Raw genomic sequence first — 17509 nt, forward strand, 5'->3', positions numbered from 1 at the left:
GCAAACCTACAGCTGGTAGGGGAACTATGAAAGATGTACTTGGTGGGGTGGATACTTTGAAAACTATTTCTTTGAAGTGAGCGATTCCATTTCAAAGCCTGAAATGGTTGAGGCCCAGGAAAAAGATGTGATACCCCAATGGCATAACTTTTAGGTAAAAATCGAGTGTATCCGCAACCTCCAAGGAGAATGGGGGAGGATGCCCTAATTTAGTTCGTGTTTATTGTCAATGTGGAAAGAGAGATGAGGAAATTGAAAAAAATAGAGAATAAAATCATGTTTATGAATCAGTAAGCCTTAAAAGTAACTCAATCCTGTCCTTAAAGTTGGATTAACAAACCTCGGGTTGTTAACAAATAAATTAACATTCTATGAAAAATCTAATTTTAATATTTTTATTGCTTCCAATTGTTTCAATTGCACAAAATAAAGGGGTAGATAGTCAATTTGTTCCATTTATTGGTAAATGGGAAAGTTCTACAAAAGAATATGAAATTAAAGCTGTTATTACTCATGAACCTTCCTTTTCTCTAAATCAATTAGGAGGTTTATCAACTGGTGAGACAGAAGTTTTATTCTTTGAGTTTTATTATTTCGAGAAAACCACAAAGAAGGAAATAAAAATTGAGGCTTCCTTAGAAAATCCAAAAGCATTTACAGCGTTTCCTTCCTATGACCAAAAGCCAGATGTATTAGTCTCTTATGAAAATAATGCATTTAGATATAAGCTTGCGGCTTTAAACGAAAAAGAAATTTTATTGACACTTCTAGACAATTCAAGGAATGGGTTGAGGGTGATCACAAAAAAGCAGCGAAACATTCCTAAGGAGCCTTCGCCTATTCCCAATGAGATTCTTTTGAAGCGATTAAAGGATTGAACCATAAATGAACCCCAGAAAATAGAAAGATTTTGGGGTTTATTTTTTTGAGGAAACCAAATGCACGTAGCCATCCAAAGAATCGGATCTTGAAGAGTATTGGAATCCTGGACAAAATCATTCTTCTTTAGTCATAGAAGCGATTCGGGCGACCGAGGATTTTCTACACTCTTGGAATCCAGCAACAGAAAATGGTTAGCCTGTACCTTCTGAAATCACGCTTCCTTTTCGCTTTTTATTGAAGGCAGAGTTTCGCTGATCGGATCCGGGTCAAAAACTAACCGCACATCCTAAAAAAAGTAGATTCTTAGCTTTTCTGAGTAATTTTGAGGATGATCCAGTTAATCGAATGCCCACGGGATGCAATGCAAGGGCTTCCCGATTTTATTGATACGGCCATCAAAGCAGCTTACATCAACCAGTTGCTCGAGGTAGGTTTTCATACCATTGATTTTGGAAGTTTTGTCAGCCCAAAGGCTATACCCCAAATGCGGGATACGGCCGAGGTCCTAGAAATGCTGGACCTACATCGGGCAAAATCCAAGCTTCTGGCAATTGTTGCCAATATTCGTGGAGCAGAGGATGCGGTACAATTTCCCGAAATCGACTACTTGGGTTTTCCGCTTTCTGTTTCTGAGACTTTTCAGCAGCGAAATACCAAAGCAAGCATTGCACAGGCTTTAGAAACGGTAGAAACTATCCAAAATCTCTGTCAAACCCGAGGGAAAGAGCAGGTAGTTTACCTCAGTATGGGGTTTGGTAATCCATATGGTGATCCATTTTCTCCTGAATTGGTGGCTGAATTTGTTCAGAAATTGGACGAATTAGAAATCAAAACCATTTCCCTGAGTGATACCATCGGGGTAGCTACTCCAAACTTAATTACCGAACTCTTTGAAGTTCAAATTGCTGCTTTCCCACAGATAACCTTTGGCGCTCATCTTCACAGTAGAATGGAGGATGTCCAGGAAAAATTGCTTGCAGGGCTTAAAGGGGGGTGTAGAAGGTTTGATGGTGCACTCAAGGGTTTTGGAGGATGCCCGATGGCTAAAGATGAACTAGTAGGGAATATGGCAACCGAGGTCATGATCGAGACTTTGGAAAAAGAAGGATATCGGTTGGGGTTAAATGCCTTGGAACTAAACGAGGCAATAAAGCTTTCCAACTCCATTTTTTTGTAAAAAGATAATGAGTACATCCAGAATTCAAACCAAAGTAAAAGCGATTCGTTGGTACCGCAATCTTCATAAATGGCTGGGATTGCCACTGATTGTTTTCTTTTTCCTTATTGGGATTACTTCAATTTTATTGGCTTGGAAAAAGAAAGCGGAATTATTACCGCCTACGATGAACACTGAGATAATCGAGGGGACTTGGATTTCACCTTCGCAAATGGTTGCCTTCGGAGAGCAAGAAATGAAAAATCGTGGCATGGACCCTGAGGTGGATCGACTGGATATCCGTCCTGATAAAGGGGTCGTGAAGGTGACCTTTAAACATCATTTTACGGAGGTGCAGTTGGATGGGTATTCAGGTAAGGTGCTTTCTGTGGAAACACGGCATTCGGACTGGATTGAAAAAGTTCATGATGGAAGCATTTTGGATTTTTATACTTCGGGTAATGAAAGCGCTAAGCTAACCTATTCTACACTAACGGCACTGGGCTTGATTTTGATGAGTTTTAGTGGTTTTTATCTTTGGTATTACCCGAAACTTATTCGAAAACTAAAGGAGAAATAGAGGGTTTTGGCTAAACGATCCATTCTGACTTTTTCCCAGATAAGAATTTGAGGTCCTCTTCAATCTGAAATATTCTTTTTGGGAGATTCCTTTTCAAGGAATTCTGGAATCGTAGAAGTTTAACCCATTCCGCATGCCGCACGTTCTGGGGAAAGCTTAAAATCACTTCTGATTCTCCCTCTTTTGGGCTGACAATACGCCTTGGTTTTCCTTTCGCTTCACCGGGTTTGTTCAATCCTTCAGAAATATCATGTTGATGGCATAAAAGCTTCTGTTTTCTTAATCTGCTGATTTTGTTCCAAATCCCAACTATTCTGACAATTTAGCTGAAATTGGATTTTCCTTGAATACTAGAGCACAGCATTTGGATTAAATTTGGAATTGTTTTTCTTCTTTAGAGAAGATTGGTAATGGATTTACTGTTTTCCAAACCCTTTGGGTGTTCGATATCAAGAGAAGTTTCCTCTGATTGGTTCAAGCTCCAGATTGTGTATTGATTCCCTCTCGAATCTTGATTAAAAAATCCTTGATTTCCTGTAGTTTTTGTACGGCTTGGACCTTATCAAATCCCTGGTCTTTACCTTGGGCAATTACCTCCCTTGCCCCGTCTAAGGTATAACCTTTCTCCTTGACTAAATGGTAGATATACCGAATTTTTTGAATGTCATCTTTGGTGTATCGACGATTTCCTTTTCTGTCTTTTTTGGGCCTGATGATATCAAATTCCCCTTCCCAATAGCGAATTAGCGATGGTGCTACTTTAAATTGTTGGGCAACCTCTCCAATGGAATGGTATTTTTTTTCAATTTCTCGTTCTTTGTACGGCACAGCTAAAACTGATTTGATGAATAAAAATGATTAAAAGCAGAATTGAAGCCAATCCTTGTTAAAAATAGGAAATTGCGCTTTTACTTTTATCAATTGAAAAGAAGATTTGAGTGATTTGGTCAAAATTAACGATTCAAAATCTGAAGCATTTGCACGGCTGAAAGTCCTGCTGTTTCAGTTCGGAGTCTGTTTTTTCCAAGAGAAACGGGAGCAAAACCCATAGCAGTTGCCGCTTGAATTTCTTTGGGTGTAAAGTCTCCTTCCGGCCCGATTAGCATGAGGTAATTTTGCTTGGGTTTTGCCAAATCCAAGAGATGGTTTGGGTGATTTTCATCCACAAAGGCGATAAATTTCTGAAATCCAGAAAATTCTTTTGAGTGGATAACTTGCTCAAAAGTCCAATCCGTTTCAATCTCCGGTTTATGAAATTGTAAACTTTGCTTGCATGCTGCGATCACTTTTTTTTCCAAACGGTCTGTTTTCAAAAAGCTTCGTTCAGAGTTTTCACTTCTCATGAGATAAAGCTTATCAAAACCGATTTCAGTGATTTTTTCTACCATCCATTCCATTCGATCCGGACTTTTGGTAGGGGAGATGACCAGATTGATTTGGTAAGGTGGACGGGGGACTTCTTCCTCGGACTTTACCAGGAGCCTGGTTCTTTTTTGATCTGCCTGATCTATGAGGCAAAAATAAAGTTTTCCCAATCCATCGGTCACTTGAACCTCATCTCCGGTACTTTTTCTTAGAACCCTCACCAAATGTTTAGACTCCTCGGGATTGAGCTCAATGATGGGTGGGGAACAGTTTTCTTGGAAAAAAAGGGGCATGCTAATTTGAATTTACTTCCACACAAAAAAAGCACAATTCGATGAAGAATTGTGCTTTTAATCAAATTAACCTTAACCTAAAATCAACCTTTTGAAATTTCCATGTTGACCGATTTCCCTTTGATGGTGTTGTGCTTCATGGTGCGGATGACGTGATCGGCATCTTTCTGAGGCACATCTACAAAAGAAAAGTTGTCATAAATATCAATTCCTCCAATGCTCCCACCTGGAATGCCTGCCTCTCCGGCGATAGCTCCTACGATGTCATTTGGACGGATCCTGTCTTTTTTACCTAAATTGAGGAATAGTCGGGCCATGTTTGCTTCACGAACTCGTTCAGGCCTTCTTCCGCCCCGGTCTCTACCGGATTCTCCTCCGCGTCTTCCTTCTCCTCTGCCAAATCGATCGCTTCCGCCTCGATCGCTTCGTTCACCTCTACTGCTTCCACGTTCAAATCTGCCTCCTCGTTCTCTTCCTCCTTCACGTCCACCTTCTCTTCTTCGATCTTGGAAGCTTGGGAGTCCAAAGTCTTGGTCTCGCATTTCTTTTACGGCATCACCCATGTTCATTTTAAGAAGCCCCAAAGCAATTTGCTCTATGGTCAAGCCTTCGGTGAGCATTTGACCGATGGTTTCTTCAAAAATCTGATTGTCCTCTTCTTTACCTAATTGACGATAAACATCTTTGACCAGCTGGGCTTTTTTAAGATCAAGCAATTCAGATACTGAGGGTGGATCCATTTTATTGATCGTGGCTTTAGTAAACCTCTCTAAATCCTTAATCTTAAATCCATCTCTTCTGCCAGTGACAAAATTGATCGCGGTTCCTGATTTTCCAGCTCTTCCGGTTCTGCCAATTCGGTGTACGTAATATTCTTCGTCCAAAGGCAGATCAAAGTTGAATACCGCTTCCACATTGTCTACATCTATTCCTCGTGCAGCCACATCAGTGGCAACCAGTACGGTACAGATTCCTTTTCTGAATTTACCCATGACCTTGTCACGCTGAGCTTGGGAAAGATCTCCATGAAGCGCTTCGGCAGCAATTCCTCTAGAGCCTAAGTTTTCGGTTACCTCATCAGTCATACGTTTGGTATTACAGAAAACTACGGATAGAGCGTAATTATTAACGGTCATCAAACGAGCCATCAACTCCATTTTGAGCGAGGGTTTCACCTCATAATAGACTTGATCGATTCGCTCGACAGTCAATTCATTTTTGGCTACTTTGATGATGTGAGGATCTTTTTGATATTTTCTAGTCAAGTCCAATATCGGCTTGGCCATGGTCGCAGAGAAGAAGACGGTTTGTCTTTCTTCCGGCATTTCCTGAAGAATGGCTTCGATATCATCCCGGAAACCCATGTCTAACATTTCATCTGCTTCGTCCAGTACAATAATGCCTGCGTCATTCAATTTTAAGGTTCCACGGTTGATGTGGTCTTGAACACGTCCCGGAGTTCCTACTACGATTTGAACGCCTTTTTTAAGAACACGAATCTGCTTGTCGATAGATTCACCTCCGTAAATGGCAACAGAATTAATCTTTCTGTAGAATTTGGCTAATTTTTGAATTTCACCTTCTACTTGAACTGCTAGTTCACGAGTAGGGCAAAGGATAATTGCTTGTGGCTTGTTAAAATCCGGATCTACGAGTTGAATGATCGGAATTCCAAAAGCTGCGGTTTTTCCAGTACCAGTTTGAGCCTGTCCGATGACATCTCTACCTTCTAATACGAAAGGAATAGCTTGTGATTGAATGGGGGAAGGTTGAGTATAACCCATCGCTTCCACTGCCTGTAAGATTTCGTTTGAAATCCCCAGGTCTGAGAATTTTGTGTTTGTATCCATGATGTTTCCTTACTTTTCTTGCCCTGTACTCCTTTGCAATATCCCACGACAAGCGACAGTAAGGATTTCACGGCTCAGAAAAATGTTCTATGTCTTATTGACGGTGCAAAAGTAAAGATAGATATTTTGAAATCCTAATATTGGTTCAATAATTTTAAAACATTCTGTATAAATATTGGGATTTTAGCAAAATATATTTGGCTTACTTTGTTAAAGAGAAGTGTTAATACATTTCCTTATCTCATTTTTTTCAAATAAACGAACGGTCAGAAGAAGCTTCTTTCATCATGTTTTCAGCGAGCTCTTGTCCCAAATACCGATCAATGAGACCGTGCCCCAGATAGAGTAGGGGAGTAAGGATGATAGCTACTAAAAATTTATAAATGTAATTAATGATTCCTACGGCAATAATCTGTTCTATACTCCAATTGCCAAAAACGTAAAAGGCTATCCCCAAGACCACAAAAGAATCAATAAATTGAGAAACCAGGGTGGATCCTGTGGCTCTGAGCCAGATCATTTTGGCTCCAGTTACGGCTCTTAGTTTTTGAAAAACGTAAACATCGATCAGTTGTCCAAGTAAAAAAGCGGTCAGTGAGCCTAGGATAATTCCAAGTCCTTGACGGAAAATCGTGTTGAAGGCAAAACTGATATTAAAGGGAGTTCCATCCGGTCCCTCTGAGTTGACTTCTAGCCAAAAATCTGCCGGTGTCAATAAAGTCACCAAGCTGATGACTATAAATGAATAGGCGATTAGTCCTGCGGTTAAGAAGCTAATTTGACGAACTCCTTTTTTTCCAAAGTATTCATTGATAATATCGGTGGTAATAAAAACTACGGGCCAAATTACCGCCCCTGCAGTCAGGTTGAAATCCAAAAGGTATTCTCCAAAGAAAAGCCAGTTGACAGGTTCAAAGCCGAGTGATTTTTCTGCCGAAAATATTTTTACCCCGATGATCTCTGCTAAAATTGCATTGGTTAGAAAAATCCCACCCAAGATGATGAATAAATTGGTTTTTCTGCTTTGATTGACCAGGCTCATAAGGGATAGGTTTTTCCTTCTTCTGACAACATTACGTTTTCGAAAACTGTTTTGGCCTCTGCCAAAAGGTCATCTAATACCCCATAGCGTGAGGAGAAATGGCCGAGTAACAGATTTTTGACCTGTGAGATTTTGGCTATTTCCGCTGCTTGCATTGCAGTAGAATGGAAAGTAGTTTTGGCTCGGTCTAGATCTGCCTGCATAAACGTAGATTCATGATAAAGCAAATCCACCTGTTGGATATATTCGGAAATTTCGGGCTTGAAAATCGTATCTGAGCAATACGCATAGGCACGCACGGGGGCTTTGGGATGGCAATATTCCTTTACTGGGTAAAAAGAGCCATCAGGACCAATGTAGTCCATTCCGTTTCGTAAGGTTTGGATGGCCTCAAGCGGAAGTTTTTCTTTTAGAAGTTTTTCTTTGATCAGGTTTCTAAACCCCGGTTTTTCTCGAAAAAGAAACCCCGTCGTGGGAACTCGATGGGTAAGCGGGAAACTGTAAACCTTCAAATGAGGGAGGTCAGCTACCAGATTCAAACCCTCATCTTTGGTTTGAATGAAATGCAATCGAAAACTCAGACGATTGTTGCTCCACTTAAAATGCGTCGTGATGATTTCATCCAGTCCTTTGGGACCGTATAAAAAAAGAGGATTTTTTCGCTTGGTTAAGCCATAGCTTGAAAGCAATCCCACTAAGCCCAAATAATGGTCTCCATGAAGGTGGGAAATAAAGATGTGGTTGATTTTGGAGGTTTTGATGTGGTATTTCCTCAACTGCATTTGGGTACCTTCGCCACAATCAATCAGCAAATGAGATTGACCGTGGCGAAGCACCTGTGCGGTATGATTTCTTCCGTGTACAGGAATAGAGGATGTGTTTCCCAAGACGGTTACCTCAAAATCTGTTTTCAATCTTCCTCTTCTTCTCCGTTTTCGATTTCATGGATGAAGATCGCTTCACCCGCTTCCTCCAGATTGTTTACCAAATTCAATTTTTTGTCCAGCATGGAAATCTTCAAGAGCTTCATGACATGATTCTGAATTCCAGAGATTAGAAAAATCCCTCCGTTTTTGCCGAACTCCCGGTCTCCGACCAAAAGGGCACTCAATCCGGATGAATCCACATATTTCACCTGGCTCATATCCAAAACTAAGTTGGAATAGCCTTCGGCATGAACGGTCAATAGCTCAGATTTTAGGGCCGGAGCCAAAATGGAATCCAATTTCTCCTCCATGGGAGTAAAAACAACGTATTGTTCTTTTTTATCTATACTGTATTTCATAGTCTTATTTTACTTAGCGAGATGGGATAAAACAGCATTTTCTATCCTTTTTTCGATTTGTTCTGTTGGTGCTTTTTGAAACTTCTCTCCAGTGATTTTTTCGAAAAGTTCAATATAGCGATCCGAAATGCTTTCTACAATTTCATCGGTCATTTCAGGTATTTCCTGTCCTTCTTTTCCTTGAAAACCATTTGAAATTAACCATTGTCGAACAAATTCTTTGGAAAGTTGCTTTTGGGGAAGGTTATTTTTTTGATTTTCCTCATAGCCCTCCGCATAGAAATAGCGAGAGGAATCTGGGGTATGGATTTCGTCTATCAGGTAAATTTCAGTACCCAATTTTCCAAATTCATATTTGGTATCCACTAAAATCAGCCCTTTTTCGGCGGCCATTTGCTGACCTCTTGCAAAAAGTGCTCGGGTATAGTTTTCTAGAATTTGGTAATCTGAGGGGCTTACAATTCTTTGAGCCAAAATTTGTTCCTTGGAAATGTCCTCATCATGCCCTTCTGAGGCTTTGGTCGTCGGGGTAATGATCGGTTCGGGAAAGCGGTCATTTTCGATCATACCCTCGGGCATGGCAACTCCACATATTGATCTTTTTCCAGCCTTATATTCTCGGGCAGCATGGCCTGAAAGATAGCCACGAATGACCATTTCTACTTTGAAAGGCTCACATCTTTTTCCGATTGTTACATTTGGATCCGGTACTGATGTCACCCAATTGGGTACAATATCAGAAGTTGCTTGGAGAAACTTTGCTGCAATTTGATTGAGCACCTGACCTTTAAACGGAATCGCGCGTGGCAAAACCACATCAAAAGCAGAAATCCGATCGGAAGCCACCACGGCTAATTCCTTATCAAAGATGTACACATCCCTCACTTTCCCCTTGTAAAAGCTTATCTGACCGGGAAAATTGAATTGTGTTTCCTTTATCGCTTGACTCATTTGTTGTGATTTTTGGCAAAAATAGGAAAAGCTTTGCCTTAATGCTTTTGAGGAGTGGATTATTTGTCAATTTTCTTGCCCATCTGGTACATTTCTTCTCGATTCAACTTACCTTCTTCATCAAAAAACTGACGAACACCATCCAATCGGCCATTTTTATAGTGACGAATCTCCTGTAGTATGCCATTTTCCCGATACATTTTGACCTCTCCCTCCAAAATTCCAGCTGAGTAAGTTAAGATCTGGAAGACTTGTTCGTTGGGGTAGAAATAGGATTCCTTACTGACAATGTCGGTACCTTCCATAAATTCCCGTTTGAGGGAAATTTTTCCATTTGGATGGTAGATAAGGAGGGGCCCTTGGGGAATCCCTTTTTTATAAGTTATGGCTGATCTCAGACTACCGTCCTCAAAATACTCCATAATCTCACCATCCGCTTCTCCTTTTTTATAGGTACCCACTCGGGCTTTATTTCGATTGGGATGGTAGATTAAAAGATTTCCGTTCAATTCTCCATTTGAATATTCAATGGAGGATTTTAATTCTCCATCGGAGAAATATTGTAGTTCTTGCCCATCCAAAACGCCCCTTTTATAGGTACCCGAACTCAGTTTGTTTCCATTTTTATCAAATGTTTCCATCGATCCATCAAACTCCCCCTCGCGATAATTCACTTTTCGGCTGATTTGGCCATTTTCATGAAAAGATTGGCTCAGTCCGTCGGGTCGATCGTTCGTGAAAAATGTTTGGTCTTTTACCTTCCCATTGGGATGATAGGTGGTGACTTTGCCTTGAATTTGATTATCGACAAAGGTGAGTTCCTGTTGGATTTGCCCACCAGAATAATAACTTTTACTAATCCCGTTCCGCTGATTTTCTAAAAATGGAATTATCCGTATCGTATCGCCGTTGGAAGGATCCAAATCTATAAAAAGGCCATGGCGCTGATCGTTTTTAAGTTGGCCGATTTGCACGAGTTTTCCGTCTTCACTAAAGCGTCTGACTTCACCTTCTGCTTTCCCGTTAATTCGAACGTAGATTTCTTTGAGTAACTCCTGTTGCTCATCATAATAAGTCCGGATCGTATCCTGGGCCGCGAGTGGCAGGCAAACAAAAAGAGCAAGGATGCCGATACTAAACTTTTTCATAGAAGAGATCCGCGACAAAATATGCCGCGGATAAATTTAGATTTATAACTTTTCGATCACAATGGCTGAAGCCCCGCCACCGCCATTACAGATTCCGGCTACCCCTATTTTTCCGTTTTGCTGATGCAAAACCGAGTTGAGCGTAGCAATAATACGTGCTCCTGAGGCTCCAAGCGGATGACCTAAAGAAACTGCACCGCCATAAACATTTAGTTTGGCTGGATCAAGATTCAATTCCTTTTGATTGGCAAGCGCCACTGCAGAAAAAGCCTCATTAATTTCATAAAAATCAATTTCCTCGGATGTCAAGCCTGCATGTTTGATCGCTTTTGGTATGGCTAAAGCAGGGGCGGTAGTAAACCAAAGCGGGTCTTTTGCCGCATCGGCAAACCCTCGGATTTTTGCTAAAGGTTTTAAACCCAGTTCTTCGGCTTTTTCCTTGCTGACCAACACCAAGGCAGAGGCTCCATCATTCATGGTGGAAGCATTGGCCGCAGTAACTGTTCCTTCTTGATCAAAAACAGGACGAAGGGAAGGGATCTTTTCAAATATCACGTTTTTGTATTCTTCATCCTCATCAATTAAAATAGTTTCCCCTTTTCGCCCCTTCAGTTCTACCGGAATCACTTCATCGTTGAAATTTCCTTTTGCCCATGCATCCGCCGAGCGCTGGTAGGATTGAATGGCGTAGTTGTCCTGCTCTTCTCTACTGATATTCATTTCTCGGGCGGTATTGTCGGCACAATTGCCCATGGGGAATTTATGATAGACTTCAAAAAGTCCATCTTTAACTAGTCCATCCACAAATTCCGCATGGCCATATTTATATCCAAATCGGGCTTTGGGTACATAAAATGGCACGTTGGACATGCTTTCCATTCCGCCTGCTACGACGACCTCATTGATGCCCAGCATAATGGACTGGGCCCCAAACATCACAGCCTTCATTCCAGAGGCGCAAACTTTGTTTACCGTAGTACAGGGAACTTCATATCCAATACCCGCACCAATAGAAGCTTGTCTAGCTGGGGCTTGGCCTAAGTTTGACGAAATTACATTTCCCATAAAAACCTCCTGAACTTGCTCCGGTTTAACTCCGGATTTTTGCAAAGCTCCTTTGATGGCTATACTTCCCAGCTCCACTGCGGTCAGTCCGGAAAGTTTCCCTCCGAAGCTACCCAGTGGGGTGCGGACAGCAGATACGATGTATACTTCTTTAATCATGTTTAGTTGGGTTTATTCTGATTTTATAAAATTTGCCAGGTCTAAAAATCACCAATCCGGACGACCGGTTTTGGGTTTTTGGGTGGGTTTTTTCCTGTTTTGTTGGATGTACCTGAGTTCAGCTGCATTCATGCTTTCCAAGATTTGGGCAGCTTGTTCAGGAGTAAGATTCATGGCTTTTAACTTTTCTTTAAACTCCTCCATGGCATTTTGCCGGTCAGCCAGATTTGCATCCATTTGATCATTTGCATTTTCACTTGCTTGATCTTCACTTTGATCTTGCGGGTTTCCTTCTTGAGATTCTTTTGCCTTATCTTCTTGAGTTTTTTCGCCTTGGTCTTGGGATTCTTGCTGTTCTCCCTCTTCACCTTGACTTTGTTGACTTTGTTGCTGCTCCTGTTCTTGATTTTCCTGATTTTGATTTTCCTGATTTTGATTTTCCTCTTCTTTTTGCTCTTGTTCCAGTTTTTCTTTTAAAGCCTGAAGTTTGGCATCGTTTGGAAATTTACTCAAACCCGAATTGACCGATTTTAAGGCGTTTTCCCGATCAGTTTTCACGTAGGAGCGGGCTGCTTGATTGAAAAATTCTCCGGCGGTTTGCGCGTGAAGATTTGAGGCAAACAAAAGAAAGAGAAGGAATAAGAAATTATTAATTTTCATCGATTTCGACTATTTCTTGAAGACTGGTGATAAATTGATTGTAGGCTGAAACGGTTTGGTCTTGGTTCAAGGCTTCAGTCATTAACTGTAACGCATCTTTGAAGCGAAATTGTTCAACTAAGCGATCTGCTTCTGCTTTTTTGCGTTTTGCAAAATCCGATGGCTCTGGTTGATCTTCATCCTCATTTTTGCGTTCCTCCTCTCGCTCCATCCATCGAGCCAAAAGTTCATAATTATGCCTGGCCACTTCATTCAGCGGATCCTGAATAAGGGCTGTTTTGAATTTACTCAAAGCCGTCTCATATTCCTTTTTATTACCTAAAATTACTCCGCCTTGATTGAAGGCAAAAGAGGATAAAATTTTATCACTGCTGATCGTTGCCTTATCAAAAAATGCGGCTGCTTCCTCGTCCTTTTCAGCATAGTGATAACTTAGGCCCAAATTGAAGTCCAAGGCCGCTGATTGGATTTGAAATTGTTCTTGAATGGCCAAATGGTCCTTAATCGATTGTTCATATTCCCCATTAGCATAACTTTGGCTAGCTACATCGATGGCAGCGTTTAGCCGGGAATCCCTTGTCCAGGAGGAGGGAATTAGTAAGAAAAGGCTAAGAATAAGTTTGCTCCAGCTCATATTACAATTTGATGGTTTTAATCGGTAAAACCATGTCCAGTAAAGATAAAACGAGTCCGGCTAAAAGAAAATAGAAGTATTTGTTGGAGGAGGTTTCAATAATCCTTGAGCCTACAACTCCTCCCTCGAGACGCTCCAAAGATGCAATAAGATTTCCAAGCTCTTGAGCTTGGTTGGAAATCTCAAAATATTGCCCATCGGTTTGTGCAGCTATTTGTTGTAAGGAAGTTCTATCTAATTTCGAAATAGCAGGTTGACCGGAATTGGGATCAATGACAACGCCATTCCCCCGGGGAACCGTAGCCCCTTCCTGGGAGCCTATGCCTAAGGTAAAGACCTTGATGCCGGCGTCACTAAGGCTTTCTGATACATTATCCAGCTCTTCTCCAAAATTTTCCCCGTCCGAGATCAAGACAATGGATTTGGATTTGATTTCTTGACTCGGGTCGTTGATAAATCTATCTAGGGCCATCCGAAGTGGTCCGCTCAAATCCGTCCCGGCATTAGGTACCAAGCCCGTATTGAGTCCGTCGAGGTGAAGCTGAAGAACATTTTGGTCAAAAGTCAAGGGGCATTGCATAAAGGCTTCCGAGGAGAAAATAATTAATCCAATCCGATCTGAGGGGAAGTTTTTAATTAGGTTTTTCAACTCAAATTTGATCCGCTGAAGGCGACTCGGCCCTATATCTGTGGCATTCATGGACTGGGAGAGATCCACGGCAATAAAAATATCTTTTCCTTCTTCTTTCACTTCCTTGGTGGAGGTACCGATTGATGGACCTGCCAAAGCAATTAAAAACAGCAGGAAGTAAATTGTACGAAGGACTAATTTAGTTACTAGTCTTCGCTTTTGTACTTGAAGTCGCCTATTGATCATCCAAAAGCGAGTCAAGTAAACCAGGTACACCAAGCCAAATAAGCTGGCCAATACGATTATTAGATCAATGTCAGGATATGCCCAAACCATGGCCTGAAATTATAAAATAAAGCGTACTTATAAAGAAACTTTGATAGGAGTGGTAGGTTTAGATTTCAATCTGCAGCCATAATTAACAAACATTAATTGTTAGGTTGCGTCTGTTAGCCTAATACTGATTGATTTCACAACTAAAAATGATAAAAACATTCCGTCGGATTTTTGTGCTTCTGGTATTTTTCACTGTTTTTTTGGAGCTTTCCGCCCAGCAACTGGTTCAGGGGACGGTGGTAGATTTGAATAGCTCAGAAACCTTACCGGGAGCAAATGTATATTGGCAATCCGAACCCAATAAGGGGGTGGTTTCGGATCAAAATGGTGAATTTCAAATTCCTGTCATTCAATTGCCCGATTTTTTGGTAGTCTCGTTTTTAGGTTATGAAAAATCTGTTCGATTGATTCAGGAGAAGGATTTGATTAAACCGACCCGCTTTTTCCTATTACCAGAAGATTTTAACCTGGAGGAAGTGACTATCTCTGAGCGAAGGTCAGATGAGCAGATTAAAAGTTTGGAGATGGGAACCAACCGTGTTTCTCTGGAAACCATCAAAACTATTCCAGCACTTTTTGGGGAAGTAGATTTATTGAGAAGTCTTCAGCTTTTGCCAGGGGTGCAGACGGCAGGTGAAGGAACGACCGGACTTTTTGTGCGAGGAGGGTCGGCAGACCAAAATTTAGTGCAACTGGATGGTGCACCCGTGTACAACCCTTCTCATTTTTTTGGATTTTTCTCCGTTTTCAATCCCGATGCGCTTGATCAAGTTGAATTATACAAAGGCAATATGCCCGTTTCCTTTGGTGGGCGATTATCATCCTTAATTGATGTGAGTCTTCGGGAAGGGAATCGGGATCGAATCAAAGGGGAGGGAGGAATAGGGACAATCTCCTCCCGATTAACGATTGATGGACCTCTTTTTTCTGATAAATCTTCTTTTGTACTTTCAGGCAGACGAACCTATGCGGATTTGTTTTTGAGGCTTTCCAGCAATGAAGACATCCGGAATAATCAGCTAAATTTTCATGATCTCAGTGGGAAATCGACTTTTTATTTATCAGAAAAAGACAAGCTTAGTGTATCAAGTTACCAAGGAAGGGATTTTTTGGGTTTGGATAGGCAGTTCGGTTTGGGTTGGTCCAATTGGGTAAGTTCGGTCAATTGGTCCCGAAATAAATCCGAATCTTTTTTCTTTGATCTCCAAGCTTATCATTCTAATTATTCTTACCAGGTTGAATTTCAAGATCCAGAGAATGGCTTTGAGTGGAATAATTACTTAACCGAAACCGGAACTAAGGCGAAGTGGACAACTCTAATGAAAAATGGGGCAGAGGTTTATTGGGGGATACATGGTCAATTGTACCGTTTTCTTCCCATAGAATTAATTCCTGCAACCGATAGTGCGATTCAGCCTATCAGCACCAATCCCAAAAACGGGCTATTGAATAATTTATTTGCAGGAGCAAAAATGGACCTTCATCCCCGATTGGGAATGGAGGCGGGACTTCGCTGGGGCTTGTATCAGCAAATGGGTCCGGGGGTGGATTATATATACGAAAATGATGAACCCAATTCGGATTCGGCAGTCCTGGATTCGATCCAATATCGAGGCTTGGAGTCGATTAAATTTTATCAGGGCTTGGAACCTAGGTTAGCTTTTCGCTGGTTGCTTTCCAACCGGCTTTCCATTAAATCGGCATTTAACCGCAATTTTCAATATGTGCAAGTTGCTTCTAACAGTTCAGCTGGATTGCCGATTGATCGATGGATTTTGGCTGGAAAATACGTGCGTCCTTTGCGATCTGATCAAATTTCACTGGGCGTATATCAAAATTTCGATGGGGACCGATGGGAATTGTCAGTTGAGGGTTATTACAAAGATCTTCGGAATGTGATTGATCTTCGAAATGGTGCGCAGGTCCTTTTTACCGATCAGGTGGAGACAGAAGTTCTTACAGGGAACGGCTGGGCGTATGGTTTGGAATTTTTAGCGCGTAAAACTATCGGAAAAACTACTGGATGGTTGGCCTATACCTGGTCAAGAGCCTGGCGAAAAGTGGAAGGAATTAGTCAAAATCAAGCGTTTAATCCCAGATTTGATCGACCTCATGACCTAACTTTGGTTTTGAATCATGAGTTTTCTCCTTATTGGTCTGCTGGGCTCACTTTTAGTTACACTACTGGACAGGCGGTAACTTTTCCCATCGGGACTTATCAAGTGGATAATCAGTCCTTACCTATCTTTTCAGATCTTAGAAATGATAACCGCTATCCAAATTATCACCGGATGGATGCGTCCCTGGTATGGAAAAATCCAAACAAGGGAAGAAAATGGAGAGGAAGCTGGAACTTCAGTATCTACAATCTTTATGGAAGAAAAAACCCATTTGCCTATGAGTTCAGGCAGATATATAATGATGACATCACATTTCAGCCTAGTGAAGGGCCGGTGACAAGTTCCAGACCAGGAATTGTCAAAACTTATTTATTTACGTTTTTACCTTCGATTACCTATAACTTCCAGTTTTGATGAAAAGGCTTTGCACGCTCCTGTTTTCAATACTTCTATTTTCTTGCCAAGAGGAGGTTTCTCTTCCGCTCGCTTCCATTTCAGGCCAGGTACCCATTATTGAGGCAGTGTGGACTGATCGCGATCAATTCAATGAGGTGAAATTATCTCTTGCCAGAAATTATTATGAACCTGATTCCTATCAAATTATCGATAATGCGGAAGTAGCGATCACCATTCCAGGTACGGAAACGATTATTCCATTTCGTTTTTTTGAAGAAAGCGATACCTATAAACCCGTGGACCGAAGTCAGGTAGCTGAGGTAGGGGAAACCTATGAATTGAGAGTAGTTTGGGAAAATCAATTCTATGCGGCGACCGGGTTAATGCTCGAACCCCCAATCTTAGATAGTTTAACAGTGAACTTTGAAGAGTCAAGGCTTTTTAGGGAGGAAGGATATTACATTAAAGCTTTTGGGAAAATACCCTTTGAGGAAGACAATTTCTACCGAATTCGAGTCATTGAAAATGATACACTGAAGAATAATCGGGATGATTATTTATTATTCGACGATACCTTTGGGGTGGAGTTTTTTGAAACGGGATTGGAACTGGGCTATGCCTTTGAAGAAAATGATCGGGTTCGTTTGGAGCTGTTCCGAATGAATCGAGATGTCTATGATTATTTCAGCCAATTGGTAAGCTTACTTTTTTCAGATGGGGGATTATTCAGTCCTCCTCCTCAAAATCCTGATGGAAATATTCACATAATCCAGGGAGAAGGGAAAGTTTTGGGATATTTTCAAGTTTCACCAGTCCTGGTTTCCACCATCATTATTTCGGGTGAAAAGGATTAAATTTGTTTAGTGCAATCCATTTTCAATGGGCTCCAACGAGCGCAGAAAATCGCTGAATTTTTCAAATAAAGAGGTATTTAAAGCGGGTTTAACCTAGTTTTC

At 41.2% G+C, this 17509-nt stretch carries 17 protein-coding genes; 5 read left to right on the forward strand and 12 right to left on the reverse strand.

Going from position 1 to position 17509, the window contains the following annotated elements; genetic code table 11:
- The first annotated feature begins 371 nt into the window (after positions 1 to 371).
- From Q0L00_RS07595 to Q0L00_RS07605, 3 genes are all read left to right on the forward strand, one after another.
- Positions 372 to 878 (forward strand): hypothetical protein, encoded by a 507-nt coding sequence (locus tag Q0L00_RS07595; protein ID WP_297336276.1) that lies wholly within the window; start codon positions 372 to 374, stop codon positions 876 to 878.
- Positions 879 to 1210: 332 nt separating this feature from the next.
- The gene (locus tag Q0L00_RS07600; RefSeq protein WP_297336277.1) at positions 1211 to 2059 is read left to right on the forward strand and encodes a hydroxymethylglutaryl-CoA lyase; all 849 of its coding nucleotides are present in this window, start codon (positions 1211 to 1213) and stop codon (positions 2057 to 2059) included.
- 7 nt (positions 2060 to 2066) lie between these two features.
- Positions 2067 to 2618 (forward strand): PepSY-associated TM helix domain-containing protein, encoded by a 552-nt coding sequence (locus Q0L00_RS07605; protein ID WP_297336278.1) that lies wholly within the window; start codon positions 2067 to 2069, stop codon positions 2616 to 2618.
- A 474-nt stretch (positions 2619 to 3092) separates the two neighbouring features.
- Here Q0L00_RS07605 and Q0L00_RS07610 read toward each other — a convergent pair whose 3' ends face one another.
- From Q0L00_RS07610 to Q0L00_RS07665, 12 genes are all read right to left on the reverse strand, one after another.
- A complete protein-coding gene (locus Q0L00_RS07610) occupies positions 3093 to 3446 on the reverse strand; it encodes a MerR family transcriptional regulator (RefSeq protein WP_297336279.1) in 354 nt (117 codons plus the stop codon).
- Between the two features lie 125 nt (positions 3447 to 3571).
- Complete coding sequence (locus Q0L00_RS07615; RefSeq protein ID WP_297336280.1) at positions 3572 to 4276, reverse strand: RsmE family RNA methyltransferase; 705 nt, start codon at positions 4274 to 4276, stop codon at positions 3572 to 3574.
- Between the two features lie 83 nt (positions 4277 to 4359).
- Positions 4360 to 6126, reverse strand: coding sequence for a DEAD/DEAH box helicase (locus tag Q0L00_RS07620; protein ID WP_297336281.1), 1767 nt, complete (start codon positions 6124 to 6126; stop codon positions 4360 to 4362).
- 250 nt (positions 6127 to 6376) lie between these two features.
- Positions 6377 to 7168, reverse strand: coding sequence for a queuosine precursor transporter (locus Q0L00_RS07625; RefSeq protein ID WP_297336282.1), 792 nt, complete (start codon positions 7166 to 7168; stop codon positions 6377 to 6379).
- Positions 7165 to 8082 (reverse strand): ribonuclease Z, encoded by a 918-nt coding sequence (locus Q0L00_RS07630; protein ID WP_297336283.1) that lies wholly within the window; start codon positions 8080 to 8082, stop codon positions 7165 to 7167. The genes Q0L00_RS07625 and Q0L00_RS07630 overlap by 4 nt, the downstream gene beginning before the upstream one ends.
- Positions 8079 to 8453 (reverse strand): STAS domain-containing protein, encoded by a 375-nt coding sequence (locus Q0L00_RS07635; protein ID WP_297336284.1) that lies wholly within the window; start codon positions 8451 to 8453, stop codon positions 8079 to 8081. The genes Q0L00_RS07630 and Q0L00_RS07635 overlap by 4 nt, the downstream gene beginning before the upstream one ends.
- A 9-nt stretch (positions 8454 to 8462) precedes the next feature.
- Positions 8463 to 9404, reverse strand: a complete 942-nt coding sequence (locus Q0L00_RS07640; protein ID WP_297336285.1) for a phosphoribosylaminoimidazolesuccinocarboxamide synthase — start codon at positions 9402 to 9404, stop codon at positions 8463 to 8465.
- A 59-nt stretch (positions 9405 to 9463) separates the two neighbouring features.
- Positions 9464 to 10552 (reverse strand): toxin-antitoxin system YwqK family antitoxin, encoded by a 1089-nt coding sequence (locus Q0L00_RS07645; RefSeq protein WP_297336286.1) that lies wholly within the window; start codon positions 10550 to 10552, stop codon positions 9464 to 9466.
- Between the two features lie 42 nt (positions 10553 to 10594).
- On the reverse strand, positions 10595 to 11773 hold the full coding sequence (locus Q0L00_RS07650) for an acetyl-CoA C-acyltransferase (protein ID WP_297336387.1): 1179 nt from the start codon (positions 11771 to 11773) through the stop codon (positions 10595 to 10597).
- Between the two features lie 51 nt (positions 11774 to 11824).
- Positions 11825 to 12436, reverse strand: coding sequence for a hypothetical protein (locus Q0L00_RS07655; protein ID WP_297336287.1), 612 nt, complete (start codon positions 12434 to 12436; stop codon positions 11825 to 11827).
- The gene (locus Q0L00_RS07660) at positions 12426 to 13070 is read right to left on the reverse strand and encodes a hypothetical protein (protein WP_297336288.1); all 645 of its coding nucleotides are present in this window, start codon (positions 13068 to 13070) and stop codon (positions 12426 to 12428) included. Before Q0L00_RS07660 ends, Q0L00_RS07655 begins: the two co-directional genes overlap by 11 nt.
- A 1-nt stretch (position 13071) precedes the next feature.
- Positions 13072 to 14037 carry a VWA domain-containing protein gene (locus tag Q0L00_RS07665; protein WP_297336289.1) on the reverse strand — a complete coding sequence of 322 codons (966 nt, stop codon included), beginning with the start codon at positions 14035 to 14037 and terminating at the stop codon, positions 13072 to 13074.
- A 146-nt stretch (positions 14038 to 14183) separates the two neighbouring features.
- On the opposite strand from Q0L00_RS07665, the gene Q0L00_RS07670 reads away from it, so the two are divergent.
- A complete protein-coding gene (locus tag Q0L00_RS07670) occupies positions 14184 to 16571 on the forward strand; it encodes a TonB-dependent receptor (protein ID WP_297336290.1) in 2388 nt (795 codons plus the stop codon).
- Positions 16571 to 17407 carry a DUF4249 family protein gene (locus Q0L00_RS07675; RefSeq protein WP_297336291.1) on the forward strand — a complete coding sequence of 279 codons (837 nt, stop codon included), beginning with the start codon at positions 16571 to 16573 and terminating at the stop codon, positions 17405 to 17407. Before Q0L00_RS07670 ends, Q0L00_RS07675 begins: the two co-directional genes overlap by 1 nt.
- Positions 17408 to 17509: the final 102 nt, after the last annotated feature.

It is taken from the genome of Algoriphagus sp. (genome assembly GCF_024305035.1).
Classification (GTDB): domain Bacteria; phylum Bacteroidota; class Bacteroidia; order Cytophagales; family Cyclobacteriaceae; genus Algoriphagus.

What these genes read in the sequence shown, in the direction of transcription:
- Q0L00_RS07660 (WP_297336288.1), bottom strand. Translation starts at nt 13,070, where the DNA reads ATGAGCTGGAGCAAACTTATTCTTAGCCTTTTCTTACTAATTCCCTCC.
- Q0L00_RS07640 (WP_297336285.1), bottom strand. Translation starts at nt 9,404, where the DNA reads ATGAGTCAAGCGATAAAGGAAACACAATTCAATTTTCCCGGTCAGATA.
- Q0L00_RS07625 (WP_297336282.1), bottom strand. Translation starts at nt 7,168, where the DNA reads ATGAGCCTGGTCAATCAAAGCAGAAAAACCAATTTATTCATCATCTTG.
- Q0L00_RS07655 (WP_297336287.1), bottom strand. Translation starts at nt 12,436, where the DNA reads ATGAAAATTAATAATTTCTTATTCCTTCTCTTTCTTTTGTTTGCCTCA.
- Q0L00_RS07595 (WP_297336276.1), top strand. Translation starts at nt 372, where the DNA reads ATGAAAAATCTAATTTTAATATTTTTATTGCTTCCAATTGTTTCAATT.
- Q0L00_RS07670 (WP_297336290.1), top strand. Translation starts at nt 14,184, where the DNA reads ATGATAAAAACATTCCGTCGGATTTTTGTGCTTCTGGTATTTTTCACT.
- Q0L00_RS07600 (WP_297336277.1), top strand. Translation starts at nt 1,211, where the DNA reads ATGATCCAGTTAATCGAATGCCCACGGGATGCAATGCAAGGGCTTCCC.
- Q0L00_RS07605 (WP_297336278.1), top strand. Translation starts at nt 2,067, where the DNA reads ATGAGTACATCCAGAATTCAAACCAAAGTAAAAGCGATTCGTTGGTAC.
- Q0L00_RS07665 (WP_297336289.1), bottom strand. Translation starts at nt 14,037, where the DNA reads ATGGTTTGGGCATATCCTGACATTGATCTAATAATCGTATTGGCCAGC.
- Q0L00_RS07635 (WP_297336284.1), bottom strand. Translation starts at nt 8,453, where the DNA reads ATGAAATACAGTATAGATAAAAAAGAACAATACGTTGTTTTTACTCCC.
- Q0L00_RS07645 (WP_297336286.1), bottom strand. Translation starts at nt 10,552, where the DNA reads ATGAAAAAGTTTAGTATCGGCATCCTTGCTCTTTTTGTTTGCCTGCCA.
- Q0L00_RS07620 (WP_297336281.1), bottom strand. Translation starts at nt 6,126, where the DNA reads ATGGATACAAACACAAAATTCTCAGACCTGGGGATTTCAAACGAAATC.
- Q0L00_RS07675 (WP_297336291.1), top strand. Translation starts at nt 16,571, where the DNA reads ATGAAAAGGCTTTGCACGCTCCTGTTTTCAATACTTCTATTTTCTTGC.
- Q0L00_RS07615 (WP_297336280.1), bottom strand. Translation starts at nt 4,276, where the DNA reads ATGCCCCTTTTTTTCCAAGAAAACTGTTCCCCACCCATCATTGAGCTC.